This is a genomic window from Pontixanthobacter sp. CEM42 (assembly GCF_017812015.1).
Classification (GTDB): Bacteria; Pseudomonadota; Alphaproteobacteria; order Sphingomonadales; family Sphingomonadaceae; genus Pontixanthobacter.
In genome coordinates this window covers 168979-188976 of record NZ_JADQTN010000002.1, presented here as the reverse complement: position 1 = coordinate 188976, position 19998 = coordinate 168979, and the positions used below count along the sequence as shown (strand labels likewise).

At 57.4% G+C, this 19998-nt stretch carries 19 protein-coding genes; 10 read left to right on the top strand and 9 right to left on the bottom strand.

What is annotated here, in order from left to right; all coding sequences use genetic code 11:
- Positions 1-15 precede the first annotated feature (15 nt).
- Positions 16-2559, bottom strand: a complete 2544-nt coding sequence (gene gyrB / locus J9777_RS10925) for a DNA topoisomerase (ATP-hydrolyzing) subunit B (RefSeq protein ID WP_209348868.1) — start codon at positions 2557-2559, stop codon at positions 16-18.
- 208 nt (positions 2560-2767) lie between these two features.
- On the opposite strand from gyrB, the gene J9777_RS10920 reads away from it, so the two are divergent.
- Positions 2768-4150 carry an L-serine ammonia-lyase gene (locus J9777_RS10920; RefSeq protein ID WP_209348867.1) on the top strand — a complete coding sequence of 461 codons (1383 nt, stop codon included), beginning with the start codon at positions 2768-2770 and terminating at the stop codon, positions 4148-4150.
- A 4-nt stretch (positions 4151-4154) separates the two neighbouring features.
- Here the strand turns inward: J9777_RS10920 and J9777_RS10915 are convergent, their stop codons facing one another.
- Positions 4155-4916, bottom strand: a complete 762-nt coding sequence (locus J9777_RS10915; RefSeq protein ID WP_209348866.1) for a PIG-L family deacetylase — start codon at positions 4914-4916, stop codon at positions 4155-4157.
- Between the two features lie 78 nt (positions 4917-4994).
- Here J9777_RS10915 and J9777_RS10910 point away from each other — a divergent pair, with 78 nt between their 5' ends.
- The 4 genes from J9777_RS10910 (at position 4995) to guaA (ending at position 11428) form a co-directional block, all read left to right on the top strand.
- Entirely contained in the window at positions 4995-6536 is a 1542-nt protein-coding gene (locus J9777_RS10910; RefSeq protein ID WP_209349534.1) for a class I adenylate-forming enzyme family protein, read from the top strand.
- A 188-nt stretch (positions 6537-6724) separates the two neighbouring features.
- Positions 6725-7405 carry a PEP-CTERM sorting domain-containing protein gene (locus J9777_RS10905; protein WP_209348865.1) on the top strand — a complete coding sequence of 227 codons (681 nt, stop codon included), beginning with the start codon at positions 6725-6727 and terminating at the stop codon, positions 7403-7405.
- Between the two features lie 148 nt (positions 7406-7553).
- The gene (locus J9777_RS10900; protein ID WP_209348864.1) at positions 7554-9185 is read left to right on the top strand and encodes a tetratricopeptide repeat protein; all 1632 of its coding nucleotides are present in this window, start codon (positions 7554-7556) and stop codon (positions 9183-9185) included.
- Between the two features lie 653 nt (positions 9186-9838).
- Entirely contained in the window at positions 9839-11428 is a 1590-nt protein-coding gene (guaA, locus tag J9777_RS10895; protein ID WP_209348863.1) for a glutamine-hydrolyzing GMP synthase, read from the top strand.
- 1 nt (position 11429) lies between these two features.
- Here the strand turns inward: guaA and J9777_RS10890 are convergent, their stop codons facing one another.
- Positions 11430-11870, bottom strand: coding sequence for a hypothetical protein (locus J9777_RS10890; protein WP_209348862.1), 441 nt, complete (start codon positions 11868-11870; stop codon positions 11430-11432).
- A 224-nt stretch (positions 11871-12094) separates the two neighbouring features.
- Between J9777_RS10890 and J9777_RS10885 the strand changes: the two genes are divergently transcribed.
- From J9777_RS10885 to J9777_RS10875, 3 genes are read left to right on the top strand one after another with little or no spacing between them, the layout of a single operon-like run.
- The gene (locus J9777_RS10885) at positions 12095-12763 is read left to right on the top strand and encodes a hypothetical protein (RefSeq protein ID WP_209348861.1); all 669 of its coding nucleotides are present in this window, start codon (positions 12095-12097) and stop codon (positions 12761-12763) included.
- A 48-nt stretch (positions 12764-12811) separates the two neighbouring features.
- Positions 12812-13510, top strand: coding sequence for an endonuclease III (locus tag J9777_RS10880; protein ID WP_209348860.1), 699 nt, complete (start codon positions 12812-12814; stop codon positions 13508-13510).
- The gene (locus J9777_RS10875) at positions 13497-14318 is read left to right on the top strand and encodes a DMT family transporter (RefSeq protein WP_209348859.1); all 822 of its coding nucleotides are present in this window, start codon (positions 13497-13499) and stop codon (positions 14316-14318) included. The genes J9777_RS10880 and J9777_RS10875 overlap by 14 nt, the downstream gene beginning before the upstream one ends.
- 11 nt (positions 14319-14329) lie before the next feature.
- On the opposite strand, the gene J9777_RS10870 is transcribed toward J9777_RS10875, so the two are convergent.
- Positions 14330-15298 (bottom strand): oxidoreductase, encoded by a 969-nt coding sequence (locus J9777_RS10870; protein ID WP_209348858.1) that lies wholly within the window; start codon positions 15296-15298, stop codon positions 14330-14332.
- 159 nt (positions 15299-15457) lie between these two features.
- Between J9777_RS10870 and J9777_RS10865 the strand changes: the two genes are divergently transcribed.
- Positions 15458-16429 (top strand): nitronate monooxygenase family protein, encoded by a 972-nt coding sequence (locus tag J9777_RS10865; protein ID WP_209348857.1) that lies wholly within the window; start codon positions 15458-15460, stop codon positions 16427-16429.
- Positions 16430-16533: 104 nt separating this feature from the next.
- Positions 16534-17103: a PAS domain-containing protein gene (locus J9777_RS14825; protein WP_209348856.1), complete on the top strand. Its 570-nt coding sequence runs from the start codon at positions 16534-16536 to the stop codon at positions 17101-17103.
- A gap of 15 nt (positions 17104-17118) precedes the next feature.
- Here J9777_RS14825 and J9777_RS10855 read toward each other — a convergent pair whose 3' ends face one another.
- From J9777_RS10855 to J9777_RS14745, 5 genes are read right to left on the bottom strand one after another with little or no spacing between them, the layout of a single operon-like run.
- Positions 17119-17541 (bottom strand): hypothetical protein, encoded by a 423-nt coding sequence (locus J9777_RS10855; protein ID WP_209348855.1) that lies wholly within the window; start codon positions 17539-17541, stop codon positions 17119-17121.
- A gap of 29 nt (positions 17542-17570) precedes the next feature.
- A complete protein-coding gene (locus J9777_RS10850) occupies positions 17571-17993 on the bottom strand; it encodes a hypothetical protein (RefSeq protein ID WP_209348854.1) in 423 nt (140 codons plus the stop codon).
- A gap of 59 nt (positions 17994-18052) precedes the next feature.
- Positions 18053-19477: a metalloprotease TldD gene (tldD, locus tag J9777_RS10845; protein WP_209348853.1), complete on the bottom strand. Its 1425-nt coding sequence runs from the start codon at positions 19475-19477 to the stop codon at positions 18053-18055.
- Positions 19478-19537: 60 nt separating this feature from the next.
- Entirely contained in the window at positions 19538-19756 is a 219-nt protein-coding gene (locus tag J9777_RS10840) for a zinc-finger domain-containing protein (RefSeq protein WP_209348852.1), read from the bottom strand.
- A 53-nt stretch (positions 19757-19809) separates the two neighbouring features.
- A complete protein-coding gene (locus J9777_RS14745; protein ID WP_280842200.1) occupies positions 19810-19944 on the bottom strand; it encodes a hypothetical protein in 135 nt (44 codons plus the stop codon).
- Positions 19945-19998: the final 54 nt, after the last annotated feature.

Here is a 19998-nt window from a genome sequence, read left to right as displayed (position 1 = left end):
GTGATAAAGGTTGGCCTACACATCCAGATTGGCGACGTTGAGCGCATTGTCCTGAATAAATTCGCGGCGCGGTTCTACTACATCGCCCATCAGACGCGTGAAGATTTCGTCGGTAATGTCGGCATCTTCGACTTTGACCTGTAGCAATGCGCGGTTGTCAGGATCGAGAGTGGTTTCCCAGAGCTGCTCCGCATTCATTTCGCCCAGACCTTTGTAGCGGGCTATGGCCAGACCTTTGCGGCCAGCGGCCAGAACTGCGTCGAGCAATTGTGTCGGACGGGTGATTGAACCGTCATTGGCGATAGCTGGACCGTCGCTTCCGTCTTCGTCCGCATCGCCGTCTTGTGCGTCTTCGGTGCTGCCTTTCACGAGGCGTGATGGCTGCTCGTAAAGCTCTGCATGTTCGATTGAGATTGTGTGGAGGCGCCGCGCTTCGGCGCTGGTTAGGAAGGCTGCTTCGATCTCATGGACATCGGTCACACCGCGCCACAAGCGTTCGAAGATCACTGTTCCGTCATCGCGGATATGCGCGCTCCATTTGGCTTCGCTGTCGCCCAGCTGCAAACGCCGCGCAGCATTGGTCAACGCGGCTTCGCGGTCTGCGGTTGTGAGAGCAGGATCAAGAGCACCGCCCAGCGCCATGGCTTCGATCAATGCGCTGTCATATTTCGCCGGAACAAAGGCCATCAGATTGCGAATTCGCAATGCGTGCTCGACAAGCGATGCCAATTCAGCGCCGCCGCGCGCGCCGCCTTTGGTCTCCATCAAGCGGCCCTGCAGGCCGGCATCAATCAGATAGCGGTCAAGCGCGGGTTGGTCTTTCAGATAGACTTCACTGCGGCCCTTGCTCACTTTGAACAAAGGCGGCTGAGCGATGAACAGATGTCCGTTCTTGATGATTTCTGGCATCTGCCGGTGGAAGAATGTCAGCAGCAATGTGCGGATATGCGCGCCGTCGACATCAGCATCGGTCATGATCACAATCTTGTGATAGCGCAGCTTTTCGATGTTGAATTCGTCGCGGATGCCGGTGCCCATCGCTTGGATCAGCGTACCGACTTCCTTGGATGAAATGATCCGGTCAAACCGAGCACGCTCGACATTCAGGATCTTACCTTTGAGCGGCAGGATTGCCTGATAATGCCGGTCGCGCCCTTGTTTGGCCGAGCCGCCAGCGGAGTCACCCTCCACCAGGAACAGTTCGGACTTCTCCGGATCGCGTTCCTGACAATCGGCGAGCTTGCCGGGTAGCGATGCGATATCCATCGCGCCTTTGCGGCGAGTCAGTTCGCGCGCCTTTTTCGCCGCTTCGCGCGCTGCTGCCGCATCAATGATTTTCTGGATGATGATTTTCGCATTGGCCGGATTTTCCTCCAGCCATTCGGTCATCTTGTCGCCCATCAGGCTTTCCAAAGGCTGACGCACTTCAGAGCTGACCAGCTTGTCTTTGGTCTGCGAGGAGAACTTGGGGTCGGGCAATTTGACCGAGACAATCGCGGTCAGGCCTTCGCGCATGTCTTCGCCCGAAAGCGAAACCTTTTCCTTCTTCAGCATTCCCGAATTGGAAGCATAGTTGTTGAGCGTCCGCGTCAGCGCCGCACGGAATGCAGCAAGGTGCGTACCGCCATCGCGCTGCGGGATGTTGTTAGTGAAACACAACACGTTCTCGTAATAGGAATCGTTCCATTCCAGCGCGACGTCGATGCCGATGCCGTCTTTCTCTGCCGAAATCGCAATCGGATCAGGGATCAGCGCCTGCTTGTTCCGGTCCAGATAGTTCACAAAGGCCGCGATGCCGCCTTCATAAAACAGATCATGTTCCAGCACCTCTTCGCCGCGCTTGTCGCGCAGCAAGATGTGGACGCCGGAATTAAGGAAAGCGAGTTCTCGGTAGCGATGCTCCAGCTTCTCAAAATCATAGACGGTGACGTTTTTGAATGTGTCGTCGCTGGCGAGGAAGGTAACGCGGGTGCCCTTCTTCAGGCCGTTATCGTCACCATTGCTGTCGACCTTGGGCGCATCGCCTGTGACTTCGAGCGATTTGGCAGTTTCGCCATGCTCGAAACGCATCCAATGCTCTTTGCCTTCGCGCCAGATGGTCAGCTCCAGCCATTCGGACAGCGCGTTGACCACCGACACGCCAACGCCGTGCAAACCGCCGGAGACTTTATAGGCGTTGTCATCATTGGTGTTATCGAATTTACCGCCGGCGTGGAGCTGAGTCATGATGACCTCTGCTGCTGACACGCCTTCCTCTTTGTGCATCCCAACCGGAATGCCTCGGCCATTATCTTCGACCGAAACCGAGCCATCAGGATTGAGTTCGATCAAAACGAGATCGCAGTGGCCCGCCAGCGCTTCGTCAATCGCATTATCGGAAACTTCGAACACCATGTGATGCAGGCCGCTGCCATCATCGGTGTCGCCGATATACATGCCTGGGCGTTTGCGGACTGCGTCGAGGCCTTTGAGGACCTTGATCGAATCGGCCCCATATTCGCCCTGCTGGACAACTTTTTCAGGGGGGAGATTCTCTGGTGTATCGGGTGTTTCGCTCATCCTGCAGATATAGGGCGCGTGAGGGCGTATCCCAAGCAAATCAGGGCCAAATGGACAGATTTATCCACCATCAACCCGTGAGGTCCTGCGAGCGGCGTTTATGCGCTCAATATTGGCACATATGGACACGGTGAGAGGTCAATTTTGGTGCATTAGTTTCAACCGCAACCACTTGACGTAGCGGAAGGCAGGGAGCATCGGCGCAGCCATGCTTTCAGTGCTCGACATTTTCCGGATCGGGATTGGTCCCTCTAGCTCGCATACGGTTGGACCTATGCGGATTTCGAGCATGTTTGTCCGGGCGCTGAAGCGTAGCGGAAAGTTTGCACGGACAGCGAAAACCCACATAGAATTGCAGGGGTCGCTTGCCCTGACGGGCATTGGTCACGGCACGCCGCGTGCCTCGATTCTTGGCCTGATGGGGCACAAGCCGGAGACGTATGATCCGGCCAAAGGCGACCAACAGCTTGATCGGATAGAAGCCGAGGGCATGCTCACTTTGGGTGGTGAGCGCGATATTGCGTTTGACGCGAAAGCCGATGTCGACCTGGCGGGACACATCATTCCCGATCTGCACCCCAATGGCATGCGGCTGATCGCCTATGACGACGCAGGCGAAGTGCTGTCGGACCGGAGCTATTTCTCCACCGGTGGCGGGTTTGTCGCGACGCAGCGTCAGCTTGAACAGCCCGCCAAGGATGACCGCGTCAAGGCAGGCAATCCGGTGCCGCACCGGTTCACTTCGGCGGCCGAATTGCTTCAGGTTTGCGCATCCGAGCAGGTGCAAGTGCATGAGCTGGTCCTGCGCAATGAAGACGCAATGCGGCCACGTGCGAAGACCGAGGCAGGGCTCGACCAGATTGCGAGCGCGATGGATGGTTGCATTGATCGTGGTTTGACCCAGACCGGCACGCTACCCGGCGGCCTCAACGTTCGCCGCCGCGCGCCCGAGCTATGGGGCAAGCTGCAATCGAACCCGCAATCAAACGAGCGCGAGCAATTGTTCGACTGGCTCAATTGCTTTGCAATGGCGGTGAATGAAGAGAATGCAGCGGGCGGCAAAGTCGTCACTGCGCCCACAAATGGTGCCGCCGGCATCCTGCCGGCAGTGATGCGTTTCTATTGCCTCGATGCCGAGGACAATGCCTGCACTGAGAGCCGCCGAAAATTCTTGCTGACGGCTGGCGCGATTGGCCTGCTCTATAAGCAACGCGCGTCAATCTCAGGCGCGGAGATGGGCTGTCAGGGCGAAGTTGGCGTCGCCTGTTCGATGGCGGCTGGTGGACTCGCAGCGCTGTGGGGCGGAACGCCAACCCAGATCGCCAGCGCGGCGGAAATCGGGATGGAGCACAATCTTGGTCTGACCTGCGATCCGGTCGGCGGTCTCGTCCAAGTGCCGTGTATCGAACGCAATGCCATCGGCGCAGTGAAAGCGGTCAATGCCGCGCGGCTGGCGCTGCACCGCGATGAAGTGTCGATTGTCTCGCTCGATCAAGTGATTGAAACGATGCGCCAGACCGGCCTCGATATGTCGACCAAATATAAAGAGACCAGCCAAGGCGGGCTTGCAGTGAACGTCATCGAATGTTGAGTGGCTATGTTCCAAATGCAGGTCGGAAGTGCACCGCGCCCTGCCAGATCGACTGGTCAAACAAAGGCATCATGCCCCCGCGAACATCGGCATCGAATTGGGTTCTGTGACACTGCGCTGCTTTAGTTGCCGCGGCTAGATCTTCTGCAGTGTATGCCACGGAAACTGTGAGAAGCTCGGAGTCCGTCTCAGCCCATGTTTGTATCTCTGGTGGTCGCGAGCCCTTTCGGATACCCGAATAGAGCAGCTTTGGCCGATTGGTGTCCATGGCTTGGACCAATTCGGCGGTTAGCGCGCTGACGATTCGGTGATCGGAGTGACCGTATCCGCCATCTGGGCCCCATGTCACTGCTGTGTTAAACTCACCATCGCCGAGAATATGCTTGAGCGCAGCGGAGAACCTCAGAGCAGAACTGCCGCGATGGTGTGCGTTTACGCCCAAAGTCCCATCGCCCAGATCGAGAAAGTGCACCGTGGTGACCCCCAGAGCTTCCGCTGCACACAGTGCCTCTCCTTTGCGGCTAGTGGCCAGTTCCTCTCCGGGTGCCATGCCTGAAACACCCGGACCTTGATCTCCGTTGGTTGCGTAGACCAGCGTCACATCGTGCCCCTCGCGCGTAGCGCTGGCGAGCGCCGGGGCAACAAACAACTCGTCATCGGGATGGGCGAAGACAGCGATGGTATTGCGCGCAGCTTCTTCCTGCGACTCAGAGGGAGCGGCTGCCAAGAGGACAAGGCTCGCCATTGCAACTATTCGTAGTGACATTCGCATTCCCCTTGGCTTTGGCGTTTGCGCCTGCATAGATGCGCCGTGCTTCACAGGACAAGGAAGAATGACGTGACCATGCTCGATCGGCTTTCCGCACCATTTGGTTCATATCGAGAGATATTGGCTGGTTGGGCCGAGGAGCGCCCGGATCACCCGGCTCTACGCGACGAGCATGGCGAGCTGTCCTGGACGGAGATGATCGACCGCGTGGACCGGATCGCAGCGCAATTGCAAATGACGGGACTGGAGCGCGGCCAATCGGTTGCGATCCTCGGCACGTCTACGATCAATTATGCGCTGGTCTATCTGGCGGCAGTCTTGGCTGGCGGCGTCGCTGCGCCGCTTACTACCAGTGCGAGTCCGCAGCAGCTGCACGGTATGGCCAAGGACTCTGGCGCGCGGCACCTGTTCATTGATCGGGCAAAGCTGAGCGAGCTCGGAGATGCATTTATGACCGATCTCGAACAGATCGTGTTGGACGAAGAATTGGATGGCTGGATGGCGGAGGCGGGCACAAAACCTGTTCCTTTCGAACCAACTGGCGATGAGCCGTTCAACATTATTTACTCGAGCGGGACGACCGGAATTCCGAAGGGCATTGTCCATTCGCATACGATGCGCTGGCGGCAATTTGCGCCGACTGCGGCGTCCTATCTTGGGGGTGAGCGCGAAGTCCGCTCGCTTACATCAACGCCGCTTTATTCAAACACCACGATGGTCGCGTTTTTGTCGGCGCTATTGGCAGGCGGTACCGTCACGATCATGGGCAAGTTCAACACGGTGCGTTGGCTTGAAATCGCCCAGCGCGACCGGATTACAACAACGATGCTGGTGCCGGTGCAATATCAGCGCCTGATGGATGAGCCGACGTTCGATAATTTTGATCTGTCGAACATGCAGATGAAATATTGCACCTCGGCTCCCTTCTCTGCCGAATTGAAAGCGGAAGTGCTTAAGCGGATGCCGGGTGCGTTGATCGAGATTTACTCGATGACCGAAGGCGGCGTTGTCTGCTTGCTCTACGCGCATGAGCATCCGGACAAGCTGCACACTGTCGGCACGCCTGCTCCTGGAAGCGAAGTCAAAGTGATGGGCGAAGATGGCCGTTTGTTGCCGCCGGGCGAGGCTGGCGAGTTGGTTGGCCGCGGGCCTGCGATGATGAGCGAGTACAAAAACCAGCCCGAGAAAACCTCCGAAGCAAAATGGATCGATCCCGACACCGGCGAATGGTGGATGCGGATGGGCGATATTGGCCGGGTCGATGAAGACGGCTTTGTCGAGCTGGTCGGTCGCGCGAAAGACATGATCATCTCTGGTGGGTTCAATATCTATCCGGTCGATCTGGAGAATGAGCTGCTCAAAGAGGAAGGCGTGGTCGAGGCCGCCGTGATTGGTGTGCCCAGCAAAGCGTGGGGCGAAACGCCGGTTGGCTTTGTGACGCTTGATCCAAGCGGCAATACCAATGCCGATGCTGTGCTGGGCGCGGTCAATGCGCGGCTTGGAAAGACGCAGCGGCTATCGGCACTTCACTCGATCGCAGAAATGCCGCGCAGCCATATTGGCAAACTGCTCAAGACTGAGCTGCGCGCCATGGTCGATGCACCTGAGCAACGCTGAACCGGCCTGAAAACTGTCGGAATTTCTAACATCTCATAGAAATCCGAAATCACGTTAACCTTCGTAAGCCGCAGGATTGCTGGGTTGCGCATTTTTGGCATCGTCCCTGCTTTAACCTCAACATTACAATTCGCAGGGTAAGGCGGACGGGTTCTGCATTATCCGATGGGGAATATGGGGTAAGAATTATGGTTTCTTGGACACGCAACATCGCTTTGGCTGCAGCCGCACCGGTAGCGTTGATGGCCGTTGCTGCACCGGCTTCGGCATCGACCATAGATTATGATGTCAGCGACGCGACCGACAGTGGCTGCTCGCACGGTCTTTGGACCAATTCGGTCGGCAGCGGCTGCGATCGCCGCTACTCTTTCCAAGACGGTACGAAGTTCACGCAGGACACCGACGCCGGCACTGCAACCTTCACCGGCACCGCAGTTAACGGCTCGGGCAAAGTCGCTAAGCTCGACCTCAGCTTTTCGGGCTTTCAAGACGCGCTTAACAGCAACCAGGGCTACAAAGCTGGCGGCGGCGCTTATAATCCTTCGACAATGGACTTCTACTCCAGCGCTGCAGGTACTATCACCATTGGCGGCAAGAAATTCACCATCAATCCGCGCGATCCACTCGCTGGCAACACCACCGTGCAAATCGGCCCCGGCGCGAATGATAAAACCGGCGATTTCGGTGGTTCTGCCTGGCTTAACATTCTGAATCCCAACGGCTGGTCGCTTCCGCACTGGGATATCAATTTTGATCTAGCGCATACACCGGGCACGCCAGTTCCGGCGCCGGGCGGTGCCGCTCTGTTCGGTCTCGCTCTGATTGGCCTGTGGGCCGGTCGCCGCCGCCGGAGCATTGCCGCGGCGTAACGCGATATAGAGACAGTCTTCCAAGGGGCTGGTACGGCGGAAGCTGTATCAGCCCTTTCCTATTGAGGTGTGCGGCACTTCCAGATCGCCGGTTTGGCCAGCAGCGTGGTTAGCCGTTCTTTAGGAAGATTTGGCTATACCGCAGGCTATGAAAAATAGACTGTTCTTGTCGCTCGCCATTGTGCCGCTCGCCCTTGGAACCGCATCATGCGGATGGGTGTCCGGTGACCCGGTGGTTGAGGCGGAAACCGCGCTTGCGGAAGGCGATCTGGGCGCTGCCCGGGTTCACTTGCTTGCAATCCTCAAAGAGACACCAGACGACCACCAGACCCGCCTGCGTTATGCGGACATTATGCTCGAGCTGGGGGATGGGATCGCGGCGCAAGCTGCGGTTGAGCAAGTGCCGGTCGTGATGCGTGAAAGCGGTGTTGGCGCAGCGCTGATGTCCCGCGCGATGCTACTTCAGGACAAGCCCGATGAAGCGCTGGCTTGGGCCGAAAAAGCGGATTCGTCGACCGCACTAGGCCAATGGGTGCGCATCGGTGCGCTGTTGGCACTGGGTCAGACAGAACCGGCGTTTGCACTGGCGGATGACGCAGTCGCGGCACATCCCGATGACGTTCGCTTGCTGGCATTGCGCGGTGAAATGGCGCTGACCGAACGCAAAGTTGAATTGGCCAATTCGCTGTCTGCACGCGCTCTGGAAGCTGACGGCAAAGATTTAAATGCGCTGATGCTCGCGGGTCGATTGGACCTGCTGCGCGAAGATTTCGAAGCGGCTGAGCAGCACTATGCACAGGCGGTTTCTGCCAACTCGTCCATCCTCGGCCCGCGACTGTCGCTTGCGGCGGTACAGGCTGATCTGGGCAAGCTGTACGAGGCGGCGGAGACGCTGAAAGTGCTGCGCGAAACCGCGCCCAATCACCCGATGGGTATGTTCCTCGACGCGAAGCTGGCTTTCGTGCGCGGTGATTTGGACACAGCGCACCAGATTATGCAGGCTGGTGAAGGCGCTCTTCGCAAAGTTCCTGCCGCACAATTGCTGATGGGTGAAATTGCCCATCTACGCGGCAGCCACGAGCAATCGATCGCCTTCCTGCGTCCATTCCTGCGTGACAATCCGGGCCACGTCCAAGGCGCGACCGTAATGGCGCAGGCATTGCTGGCGGTGGGTGAGACCGACAAGGCTCTGTCCACGATAGAGATTCCGGCATCGCGCGCCGTTGCGGGGCCGCAAATGCTTGCGCTGGCATCACGTCTTTCGCAGCAACTCGGGCGCGATGATCCCTACGCGGCGCGGCTGGGCAAAGTTTCTCCGCCAGAAGATCTGAGTTCACGTTTGGCGGCGGCAGACCGCGCGATCGGGCGCAGCGAATGGGCGGAAGCACGCGATATCTATGCGGGCCTGCGTGACGAAGGTTTGGAAGCAAACGCGCTGGTGCTTAACAATGGCGCGATTGCCGAACTCAACACCGGCAACTCGTCTGAAGCGGTGCAACTGGCACGGCGCGCCATTGCGCTGACGCCCGGCGATCCGTTTGTGATGGACACGCTCGGCTGGGTGCTGCTGCAATCGGGTGGTGACAAGAAAGAAGCGCTCGCCTGGTTGGGCAAAGCGAAAGATGCTGCTCCGGGTAATCTTGAGTTTCGCTGGCACTATGCAGCGGCGCTGGCAGCGAATGGCCGCCGCGCCGAAGCGCGTGAAATAGCGTCGGGTGTCCGCGAATTCGCCGACGCCGCGCAGCGCAAACATATCGACGATTTGCTGTCGAAAATCTGATTTTGTGAAAATTGGGGCAGGAAAAATAGAGACGCGGCTGCCTTGAGTTAAGGGAGGGGGGACTGAAGGTCAGCCGCGTCTCTGGTCGCTTTCATCTCTAAAGCAGCGGGCCGGTTGGACTATGCCTTGGGCCGGGCGCTTTCTGCTGCACTCGCAGGCAGCTGAGATGTCAGCCGGGACACGTATGCGGGGGCGCTGTCGTGATCCCGTTATCGCCGGGGATAGTGTTCGGGAGAGGAGACCTATCCGCCGGTTCGGGAGTGGAAATAATGTTGCGTGCCACTTTATGCAAATGACAAAACTGCGACTAATGTTCAGTTTTTTGCAACATTGGTCGGGAAGTGTTTCGCGAGCGTTTTGTGTTTAGGCGATAGTCGGGCTGAGCATCAATCCGCTGAGTGAAATGGCGAACATGAATGCGACGGCGCGCTGTGTAAGAATCTGCATTGAATTTTGCATTTGGGGTAACTCCTAAATATTGTGTTTGGTGCAAAAGTGCATCTGGAACGCTTTTCGCATCCGCAGCAATATTGGTTACACGGCACGAAATTTTGTTTCGCAGACGTGGCGAATTGTGGCGCACACACACGGGGCCGTGCAGGACCGATGCAGGGCGCTTGCCAGCATCGGCGCGCAGTCTTATCGCCTCGCCCATGGACCAAACGCACTCTTCCGATTCCATTCGGCCCGATTCCATTCTCATCGTCGATTTCGGCAGCCAAGTAACCCAGCTGATCGCGCGCCGTGTGCGCGAGGCGGGCGTCTATTCCGAAATCGCACCATTTTCGATGGCCGAGGAAGCGTTTGAACGGATGAAGCCCAAGGGAATCATCCTGTCCGGCTCACCCGCCGGTGTTCCCGATGAAGGCAGCCCGCGGGCACCGCAAATGCTGTTCGATGCAGGCCTGCCGATCCTGGGCATTTGTTATGGCCAGCAAGTGATGACGCACCAGCTTGGCGGCGAAGTCCGGCGTGGTCACGAAACCGGAGAAGGCGGCGAATTTGGCCGCGCTTTCCTGACTGTGACCGAAGAATGCGCGCTTTTCGACGGGCTTTGGAACGTCGGCGATCGCCATCAGGTCTGGATGAGCCATGGTGACAAAGTCACACAGTTTGCTGACGGCTTTGAGATCGTCGCGACCAGCGATGGCGCTCCCTTTGCTGTTATCGCGGATGAGAAGCGCAAATTCTACGGTACGCAGTTCCACCCTGAAGTCGTCCATACGCCCGATGGCGGCAAGCTGATTGCCAATTTCGTGCGCCATGTTTGCGGCCTCAAAGGCGATTGGACCATGGCCACCTATCGCGATACCAAAGTCGCTGAGATCCGCGAGCAAGTCGGCGACAAGAAAGTCATTTGCGGCCTGTCCGGCGGTGTCGATAGTTCGGTTGCTGCGATCCTCATTCACGAAGCTATCGGCGACCAGCTAACCTGCGTATTTGTCGATCATGGTTTGCTTCGCTTGGATGAGCGCACGCAAGTCGAAACCATGTTCCGCGATCACTACAATATCCCGCTCGTCGTGGTCGATGCGGAGGAACGCTTTTTGGCGGGCCTCGATGGCGTTTCCGACCCGGAAAAGAAACGCAAATTCATCGGCGGCGAATTTATAAATGTGTTTGAGGAAGAGGCCGAAAAGATCGGTGGCGCAGATTTCCTCGCGCAGGGCACGCTCTATCCCGATGTGATCGAAAGCGTCTCCTTCACTGGCGGCCCAAGCGTAACGATCAAGAGCCACCACAATGTCGGCGGTTTGCCCGAACGCATGAATATGAAACTGGTCGAGCCGTTGCGCGAACTGTTCAAAGACGAAGTCCGCGATCTGGGCCGTGAGCTTGGCCTGCCCGATATGTTTGTCGGCCGTCACCCGTTCCCCGGACCCGGCCTCGCGATCCGCATTCCGGGCGAAGTGAACAAAGAACGCTGCGATATCCTGCGCAAAGCTGACGCGATTTATCTCGAAGAGATCCGCAACGCCGGTTTGTACGACGCAATCTGGCAGGCGTTCGCCGTGCTACTCCCCGTCAAAACCGTCGGCGTAATGGGCGATGCCCGCACCTATGACAGCGTTTGCGGCCTACGCGCGGTGACCAGCACCGATGGTATGACGGCGGACGTATACCCGTTCGACGCCAGCTTCCTGACGCAATGTGCGACGCGAATTGTGAACGAAGTGCAGGGTATCAACCGGGTGGTCTATGACTACACTAGCAAACCGCCGGGTACGATTGAGTGGGAGTGAGTCAGTCCCCTCGATCAAAGACAGCCACTCGGTTCGCGATATAGAATTGTGAAAGTGGTGCGAGAATGGCGCCTGCGAGTGCGAACAGCGCGGCTCCGCCGAACAGTGTGGGATGTAGGAAGATATCTGAACGCATGCTCACGGCGAATAGGGTGAAGCCGGTCAACGAACCTGCCAACGCCGAGTGACCCGCAGATGATCCAAGAAATCGAGCGATTAAACCGCCAATGATCCACCCCAGCGGCCATGCTGTGAATAGTGACAAGACCACTCCGACAAACCCGGCAAATATGGCAGCGGCGGCTGCGTTCAGCGGGTGTTCTGTCCAGTAGGTTTCGCTAAACATCCAAGCGACCAGCGCAAAACCGCAGAAAAATCCGCCACTGACGGCTGATAATGCAGATATTGCGCCCACGTCTCCCAATGTTGGTCTGTCCGCCATGCCATCTTAGTGCGCTCATGCAATTACGTCTGGCAAGGGTGTTATTCGCAATATATGTTCATCCACATGCAACTGACCGCTGGCTCAGACCATCTCATAGATCAACCAAATAAACCTGTCTTGGACGCATTAATCGCAGGATCGTGCTTTGGTGATTCAGCGGGTCATCACCACCAATGATCTACCTCCATCATCCGAAGGTTTTGTTCCTCAAGCCGCGTAAGGTGGCGGGGACATCTTTCGAGATGGCGCTGTCTCACTTTGCTGAGCCCAAGGATATCATCACACCGATCGGCAAGGGTGAGGAGCGGTTTCGTGTGGAGGCTGGCGCGCGCGGTGCGCAGAATTACGGGTTTACTCGGGACGACGAGATACCGCACGCGGCGGTTGAACGGGCAAAGCGCCGCCGCGAGGTGCCGAGCAAGTTTTACAATCATATGAGTGCTGCAGCCGCGCAGGCGCTTCTCGGCGCTGACCGCTGGGATAGTGCGCAGCGTGTCTCCATCATCCGCAACCCCTTTGATCTGGCTGTGTCGTTGTACCATTGGCGCGCGTCGGCTGGCCATATGCTGCCGGAGTTCGGCGAATGGTGCATAGCCAATGTGGATTTGCTGCTTCAGAACCGTGAAAGCTATGCGATTGGTGGAGAGCGGATCGTTCACCACTTGCTACGCTATGAGCAGATCGCAGCGGATATTGCTGCGCTGGAATTGGCGATCCCGGAACTCAACGGACTCGGCGATATATTCAGCAAGACGACTGCTAAATCCGGTGTCCGTCCCGCAGTCGCAACAGCGGCAGCGAGCTTCGCGCCGTATCCTTTGGCGGTTGAAGCAATTGAAACCGCGTTTGCTGAAGAGATCGTTGAATTTGGCTATCGCTTAGCGGGATAGTTCTGCCGGCTGATTGCAAGCAAGGTCGCGGCATCATACGAGATGCCTATGCAACTCCCCCTCGGCTCTGACCCTCGCACCGATCAGCTTAAGCGCATTCACGCCGCACTGATCGCTGCGTTTGGACGGATCGAGCGGCCTGACACTAAGCGCCGCGATCCGGTTTGGACTTTGGTACAGGGTGTGATCGGCGCGCGGACCAAGACGGCGGTTTCCAACGCGGCGACTGACGCGATGCTGGAGCGGTTCGGTTCGTGGGAGGCGGTGGCCGAGGCGCAGATAGATGAATTGACTGCGCTCCTGTCAAACCAGACCTTCCCAGAACAATCGGCGCGGCGGCTTAAAGACTGTCTCACGCAAATCATTGCAGAGCGCGGACAAGTGGACTTGAGGCATCTGTCGAATCTCGAAACCGCCGATCTTATGCACTGGCTTGAAACGCTGCCCGGTATCGCACGAAAGATCAGCGCGGGTATTGCCAACACCAGCATCTTTGAACGGCGTGCAGTGGTGCTCGATACGCATCACCGGCGGGTGATGCAGCGGATGGGTTTGGTTGCGCCCAAGGCCGATACTACGCGTGCCTATGATGCGCTGATGCCTGTCGTGCCCGAGGAGTGGAGCGCCAAAGATATCGACGAACATCATTTGCTGGTGAAACGGCTGGGTCAGACATCATGCCGCCCGACGAACCCTACTTGCGCAAGCTGCCCGGTGCGGAATGAGTGCGCCTATGCCAGCGCGTAACCACCTCCAACTCTTGACGCTGGCCGTGCTTGCGATCCTTGCATTCGCCGGAAATTCATTGCTCGCGCGCGCGGCTTTGGCGGATGGCGCGATTGAGGCAGGTGCGTTTTCGGCGATCCGCTTGGCCGCTGGCGCATTGGTTCTGATCCCGTTTCTCAAACCGCGGCCTATGCTCAGCGATGCCAAAGGCGCGGCGGCGCTATTTGTCTATATTGCGGGCTTTTCCTTCGCCTATCTCACCCTATCGGCGGCTACCGGCGCGTTTATCCTGTTTGGCTGCGTGCAGGCGAGCGTGATGGCGATTGGTATCCTTAAAGGAGACCGTCCAAGCTTAAGCGGTTGGCTCGGCCTTTTTATCGCTCTGGTCGGTCTTGGATGGCTGTTCCTGCCAGGCGGTGAAGCGGCGGATTATGTGCCCGCGATGATGATGGCAGCGGCAGGCATCGCATGGGGCTTTTACACCATCATCGGTCGAGGCGGAAGCAATCCAGCGCGCAATACAGCCGCGAATTTTATGATCGCCACACCTTTCGCAATTCCGCTTGTTCTACTCGACAGCGCGATGCCGTCAGTATGGGGCGTGACGTTGGCGATCATTTCAGGAGCGGTGACTTCGGGGCTTGGCTATGTGATTTGGTACCGCGTTGCGCCGCAACTGAAGCTGGCAACAGCGGCGTCGATGCAGCTTGCTACGCCAGTGATTGCCGCGCTTGGCGGTGCAGTACTGCTAGCCGAACCGCTAACGCTGAATGTGGCGATTGCTGGCGGGCTAATCCTTGGCGGGATTGTTCTGACTTTAAGGAAGTAGGCACTGACAGTTCATTGTGCCGGAAAGCTGACGCCTGTCAGTTCTTCGGACTTCACCCAAAGCCGCTTGGCCAAATCTTCGTCGCGAATATGCGGTGAGACGCCGGAGCCGCGCGGTGTACTTTCATCGGCAATCGCGCCCACATTGCAATCCTCACAATACACGCCGCCCATGCCATCAAGCAGCGGCGAGACAGCGCTCCACACGCTGGTCGATGCCCCTTCTTCAATGCTTTTGAAGGATTCATGCGTGTTGCCGTCTTCATCGAACCAGCCCATCGCCGTTTGCTCTTCCATCGTCAGATGGCGCTGCAGCGGGGTAACGATACCGCCCGGATGAACCGCAAATGCGCGTACTCCGTGAGGCTCGCCGAGCTTGTCCAGCTCAAGCGCAAAAAGGGCATTGGCCGACTTCGCCTGGCCGTAAGCGGGCCATTTTTCATATTCGCGGTTCTCGAAATTCGGATCGTCGACATCGAGCCCGTTTAGCCGATGGCCAACCGAAGACAGCGCCACAACGCGCGCGGCACTTGACGCGACCAGCAGCGGCCATAGGCGTGCGGTCAACTGGAAATGGCCCAGATGGTTGGTCGCGAACTGCATTTCATAACCGCGTGCATCGCGCATCAGCGGGCTGGCCATAATCGCGGCATTGTTGATCAATATGTCGAGCTGGTCGATTTTTTCAGTGACCAGTTTTGCGAATGCATCAATCGATGCAGGATCGGATAGATCAAGCGGAAGGATAGTGATTGCCCCATCCATTTCAGCCAGCACTTCTGCAGCGGTATCAGGCCGGCGCGCGCCCACGATCACATGCGCGCCTGCTCTTGCTAGCGCGCGCACCGTTTCAGTGCCGAGGCCTGAATAGCCGCCGGTTACGATGATATTCTTCCCCGACAGATCAATACCCGCGGCAACCTCCTTCGCGGTCGAACGCATGCCGAAGGGAGAATCAATGGGGGCTTGGGCTGTTGTCATTGGGGAATTCCTCTCTGGACAAGAATTGCCACATCCACCGCGCAACGGGAAGCGTGCATTTCCTGACGCTACGGCATTCGGGTGCTGCATGCGGACACTTGCAGGCCGCCCAAATCTGCCCCATTCCATGCGCCAAGAATCAATGACCGGAGAGACACTATGAAAACCGCAATCACCGAAATGTTTGGCATCCAGCACCCGATTATCCAGGGCGGCATGCATTATGTCGGCTTTGCGGAAATGGCGGCGGCGGTCTCCAACGCGGGCGGTCTCGGGATCATTACTGGTCTAACGCAAAAGACACCTGAGCTGCTGGCGAAGGAAATTGCGCGCTGTAAGGAAATGACTGACAAGCCGTTCGGCGTGAACCTGACTTTCCTGCCTACAGTCAATGCGCCCGATTATCCCGGCTATGTCCGTGCGATCATCGAAGGCGGCGTGAAAGCGGTCGAGACAGCTGGCAACAATCCCGCGCAAGTCCTGCCTTTCTTCAAGGAAGCGGGCGTCAAAGTGATCCACAAATGCACTAGCGTGCGTCACGCGATGAAAGCGCAGAGCATCGGCTGCGATGCCGTATCGGTCGACGGTTTCGAATGCGGCGGCCACCCCGGCGAAGACGATGTGCCGAACTTCATTCTGCTGCCGCGTGCGGCGGATGAGCTAGAGATTCCCTTCGTGTCATCGGGCGGTATGGCTGATGGCCGCAGCCTGATGGCCTCACTCGCAATGGGTGCTTCGGGCATGAATATGGGCACACGCTTTATCGCGACAAAAGAAGCACCGGTTCATGAGAATGTGAAAGCCGCCATCGTAGCGGCGAGTGAATTGGATACGCGCTTGGTGATGCGCCCGCTGCGTAATACCGAGCGTGTGATGACCAATGAAGCGGTCGAGCGCTTGCTAGTGAAAGAGCGCGAACTCGGTGCGGATCTGAAGTTCGAAGACATCATCGAAGAAGTCGCAGGCGTCTATCCACGCATCATGATGGAAGGCGATATGGATGCCGGCGCATGGAGCTGCGGCATGGTTGCGGGCCTGATCAATGACATCCCGACTTGTCAGGAATTAATCGACCGGATCATGGGTGAAGCGGAAGATATCCGTCAGCGGATGAATGCGATTTCGGCGTAAATTCACTTCTATCAGCCAGCTACGAGTGAATTCGACAAGAAAGTACGTAATACGTTAATAGACTTTCATTAGGTTTTCGTGACTTAGTAGAGAGGCGTATTCCTGTGAGTGAACAGAGCGACTTCAACGTTTTGCTTGAATTTGGCGCAATTATCAGTGCGATATTTGCGCTGGCCGCTCTCGGCTATGCGATATTTGTTACTTTGAGCAACCGGTACTTGAAGGCCGATTTGCTCCGCGCGGAAGACGGCTTGCGCCTCGCTGGCGAGGTTGGCGGCATTGGGACGTGGACGCTTGATCTCGAATTGGAAGAGCTGGATTGGTCAGATCAGGTTTTCGTCCTGCATGACAGGGATGAGGGCTTAGGCTCTCCGACGCTGGAGGAAGCGCTGGCATATTACCATCCTCAGGATCGTGATCGGGTTGCGGCGCTGGTTGATGACGCTATCCAATCTGGCAAAGGCTTTGACTTCCTCGCTAGGCTGACGGCCGAAGGTGGAGTGGAGAAAACGGTAATATCCCGCGGAGTGTGCCAACGCGACAAAGACGGCAACATTGGCTGGGTCTTCGGTGTGATTATCGAGGCTTCACGCGCCAACACCGTCGATCCAGCGATCTCTGATATCTATGATACTGGCGGCTCCGCCGATGCATTGCACCGCAATGCACATTGAACAGGTCCCGCTGACTTAGCTAGCTTCAGCTTTGCGGTACGGCACAAACTCACCAAGGTTGATGTTGCCGGTATAATTACCGTGGAATCGGTCAACCGTTGTGATGATATCGGTGTTGCAAAGGCGGCTGGCAAAGCTCGTCCGGCGCACCAATGTGTCATTGTCGTCGATGGAGCGAGCGTTGCTGGGCACGTTGACATAGAGCGTCCGCCCGGTCCGATAGACCAGTGCAGTTCCGTCAATCACCGTTAGATCGGTTTGCGGCAGATAGCGGATGCATTTCTGAGGCTCACCGGCAATGCGGCCTTCGAGCATCTTGGCGAGTTTTGTTTCACCCTTAGTCGGCTCGGCGCCTGCCGGCGTTTCAGCGCCAGCAGAAGGAATTGCGATCATGGCTGTCGCGGCGAGAGAGGCTACGATAAGTTTGATGTTGGTCATGATGTTCTCCTTCGGGGGTGCAGGACGTGTTAGCTTTCAGTTTCGACCTTGGTATAGGGTACGAAATCGCTCAAGATCACGATCGGACCTGCAAAATGTCCGTCGCGGCTGCGCATTTCAACCTGATCCTGGCGGCATAGACTGCTGCCAAACAGTCTGAACACAGGTACGTCAAAATCGTCCAAATGACGCGGTGACTTAGTCCGGTTCACATAGATCGTCCGGCCGTCACGGAAGACGAAAGCAGTATCATCGACAATTTGCAGCCTGTCGCGCTGGGACCGGCGTAGACACTTTACTGGCTCACCGGCTTCGTAGCCTTCCAGGATCTCGGCCAGTTCGGCCTCACCCTTGGCATTAGTGTCATTGTCCGCATCTTGTGCACCAACAGGCAGTGAACCAGCCAGAGCAAGTGAAACGAAGGCGAGCGATGTGATAGCGATCTGTCTCATGCGGTGCATAGTACACGAATCGCTTCTGAATGTCGCCTGACTAGCGATATTGCGTATGCTTACGCGGTTCCGCCAACCGTCAAACCGCCCACCAGCAATGTCGGTTGACCCACTCCGGCAGGCACGCTCTGCCCGCCTTTGCCGCATACGCCGACGCCATTATCCAGCGCCATATCATTGCCGATGCCGGTCACTTCTTTGAGTACGCTGGGACCGTCGCCGATTAGTGTGGCACCCTTGATGGGAGCGGCGATTTTGCCGTCCTCCACCATGTATGCCTCGGTGCAGGAGAAAGTGAAGCGGCCCGATACGATGTCGACCTGGCCGCCGCCAAAGCTCTCGCAAAAGATGCCTTTTTTCATACCGGCGAGCAATTCCGCTGGATCATCCTTGCCGCCGCGCATGAAGGTGTTGGTCATCCGCGGCATCGGCGCATATTGATAGGATTGACGGCGGGCATTGCCGGTCGGTTCGACGCCCATCAGCCGCGCATTGAGGCGATCCTGCATGTATCCTTTCAGGATACCATCCTCGATCAGCACAGTCTCTTCGGTCGGCGTACCCTCATCATCAATGCTCAGCGAACCGCGTCTGTTTTCGATACTGCCATCGTCAACCACGGTTACGCTGGGTGCGGCAACGCGTTCCCCAATACGGCCAGAGAATGCGCTGGTGCCTTTGCGGTTGAAGTCGCCTTCCAAACCATGGCCGACAGCTTCGTGCAGGATGATCCCAGGCCAACCGGGTGCGAGCAGCACTGGCATTTCGCCCGCTGGCGCATCGACGCTTTCCAGATTGACCATGGCTTGCCGGACAGCTTCGTCGACGGCGTGGTTCCATTCGCCGTCATCAAACAATTGATCGTACAGGTAGCGACCGCCAAAGCCGTATGAGCCGCGTTCGCGCCTACCATGTGCCTCGGCGAGTATCCCGATATTGAGCCGCACAAGCGGACGGATATCAGTTGCACGAAAGCCGTCAGCGCGGACGATTTCGATTACGCTCCAACTGGCAGACATTGATGCGGTTACTTGCGATACGCGCGGATCACGCGCGCGCGCCACAGCGTCAATGGTTTCAAGCAGCGCGACTTTTTTTGCGAAAGGAACGGCGTCCAAAGGACTCGCATCGGTATAGAGCCGTTGATTGCTCTTTCGCGGTTGCGGTGAGGTTGTTCCGGTCGCCGGATCAAGCAATTGCAATGTTTCGCCCGCGCGGCGGATCGCGCCCGCGCTGATATCGTTCGAATGGGCAAAGCCGGTCATCTCGCCCGATACGCCGCGCAATCCAAACCCGGCATCGCGCGAATAATCGGCCGTCTTCAGTCGGCCATCGTCAAATGTGAAAGCTTCGGTAACACCGTGCTGGAGATACAACTCCCCATCATCACAATTTCTGAGCGTTTCGGCGGTGAGAGCCTGCGCTTCGTCGGGGTCGAGTTTGCCGTCTGTGTAGAGAAGTGAGCGGGGATCGGTGATAGTCATTGGCAACAGATAGGGCCGAAAGCTTCCGGCGCCAAATCAAACGCCTACTCAAACACCTAATCAGATATTCGCCGGTCCGCCTTTGAGAACGAAGCGCCGGTCGCAATAGCCGCAATCGACATAGCCGGTTTCATCGATCTCGAGATAGACTTTCGGGTGGCCAAGCGCTGCTGGCTTGAACCGGTCGCTACCATCTCTTGGGCCACGAATCGCGGTGGCTCCATCGCAGCTGACGCGTCGGGTCTGGGTCTTTACGATTTCGGGCGCTGAAGTGATCATGTGCGCCCAATTAAATGCCAATGTGGCGCTAGGCAAGCGCGGCGGCAGTGAATTCAGATAAATTCGGGCGCGGTAACGCCAATCGCGGCCATAGAAACATGGTGCGGAATGGCCTCTTTGGGCGCGGCGTTGCGTTCCTTGCGGGCATTGCTGAAGCTCGCGGCGATATGGCGCATGATCTTGGTCATGGCCGCGCGTCTAAGCGTGAAGCGCTAAAGTATGGTTAATAGCGTGATAACCAT

Bases quoted from the DNA above. Each gene is read 5' to 3' on its own strand.
- J9777_RS10870 (WP_209348858.1), bottom strand. From the start codon at position 15,298: ATGACAACAGCCCAAGCCCCCATTGATTCTCCCTTCGGCATGCGTTCG.
- J9777_RS10840 (WP_209348852.1), bottom strand. From the start codon at position 19,756: ATGATCACTTCAGCGCCCGAAATCGTAAAGACCCAGACCCGACGCGTC.
- gyrB (WP_209348868.1), bottom strand. From the start codon at position 2,559: ATGAGCGAAACACCCGATACACCAGAGAATCTCCCCCCTGAAAAAGTT.
- J9777_RS10880 (WP_209348860.1), top strand. From the start codon at position 12,812: ATGCAACTCCCCCTCGGCTCTGACCCTCGCACCGATCAGCTTAAGCGC.
- tldD (WP_209348853.1), bottom strand. From the start codon at position 19,477: ATGACTATCACCGATCCCCGCTCACTTCTCTACACAGACGGCAAACTC.
- J9777_RS10850 (WP_209348854.1), bottom strand. From the start codon at position 17,993: ATGAGACAGATCGCTATCACATCGCTCGCCTTCGTTTCACTTGCTCTG.
- guaA (WP_209348863.1), top strand. From the start codon at position 9,839: ATGGACCAAACGCACTCTTCCGATTCCATTCGGCCCGATTCCATTCTC.
- J9777_RS10905 (WP_209348865.1), top strand. From the start codon at position 6,725: ATGGTTTCTTGGACACGCAACATCGCTTTGGCTGCAGCCGCACCGGTA.
- J9777_RS10920 (WP_209348867.1), top strand. From the start codon at position 2,768: ATGCTTTCAGTGCTCGACATTTTCCGGATCGGGATTGGTCCCTCTAGC.
- J9777_RS10915 (WP_209348866.1), bottom strand. From the start codon at position 4,916: ATGTCACTACGAATAGTTGCAATGGCGAGCCTTGTCCTCTTGGCAGCC.
- J9777_RS10910 (WP_209349534.1), top strand. From the start codon at position 4,995: ATGCTCGATCGGCTTTCCGCACCATTTGGTTCATATCGAGAGATATTG.
- J9777_RS10890 (WP_209348862.1), bottom strand. From the start codon at position 11,870: ATGGCGGACAGACCAACATTGGGAGACGTGGGCGCAATATCTGCATTA.
- J9777_RS10855 (WP_209348855.1), bottom strand. From the start codon at position 17,541: ATGACCAACATCAAACTTATCGTAGCCTCTCTCGCCGCGACAGCCATG.
- J9777_RS10865 (WP_209348857.1), top strand. From the start codon at position 15,458: ATGAAAACCGCAATCACCGAAATGTTTGGCATCCAGCACCCGATTATC.
- J9777_RS10900 (WP_209348864.1), top strand. From the start codon at position 7,554: ATGAAAAATAGACTGTTCTTGTCGCTCGCCATTGTGCCGCTCGCCCTT.
- J9777_RS14745 (WP_280842200.1), bottom strand. From the start codon at position 19,944: ATGACCAAGATCATGCGCCATATCGCCGCGAGCTTCAGCAATGCCCGC.
- J9777_RS10875 (WP_209348859.1), top strand. From the start codon at position 13,497: ATGCCAGCGCGTAACCACCTCCAACTCTTGACGCTGGCCGTGCTTGCG.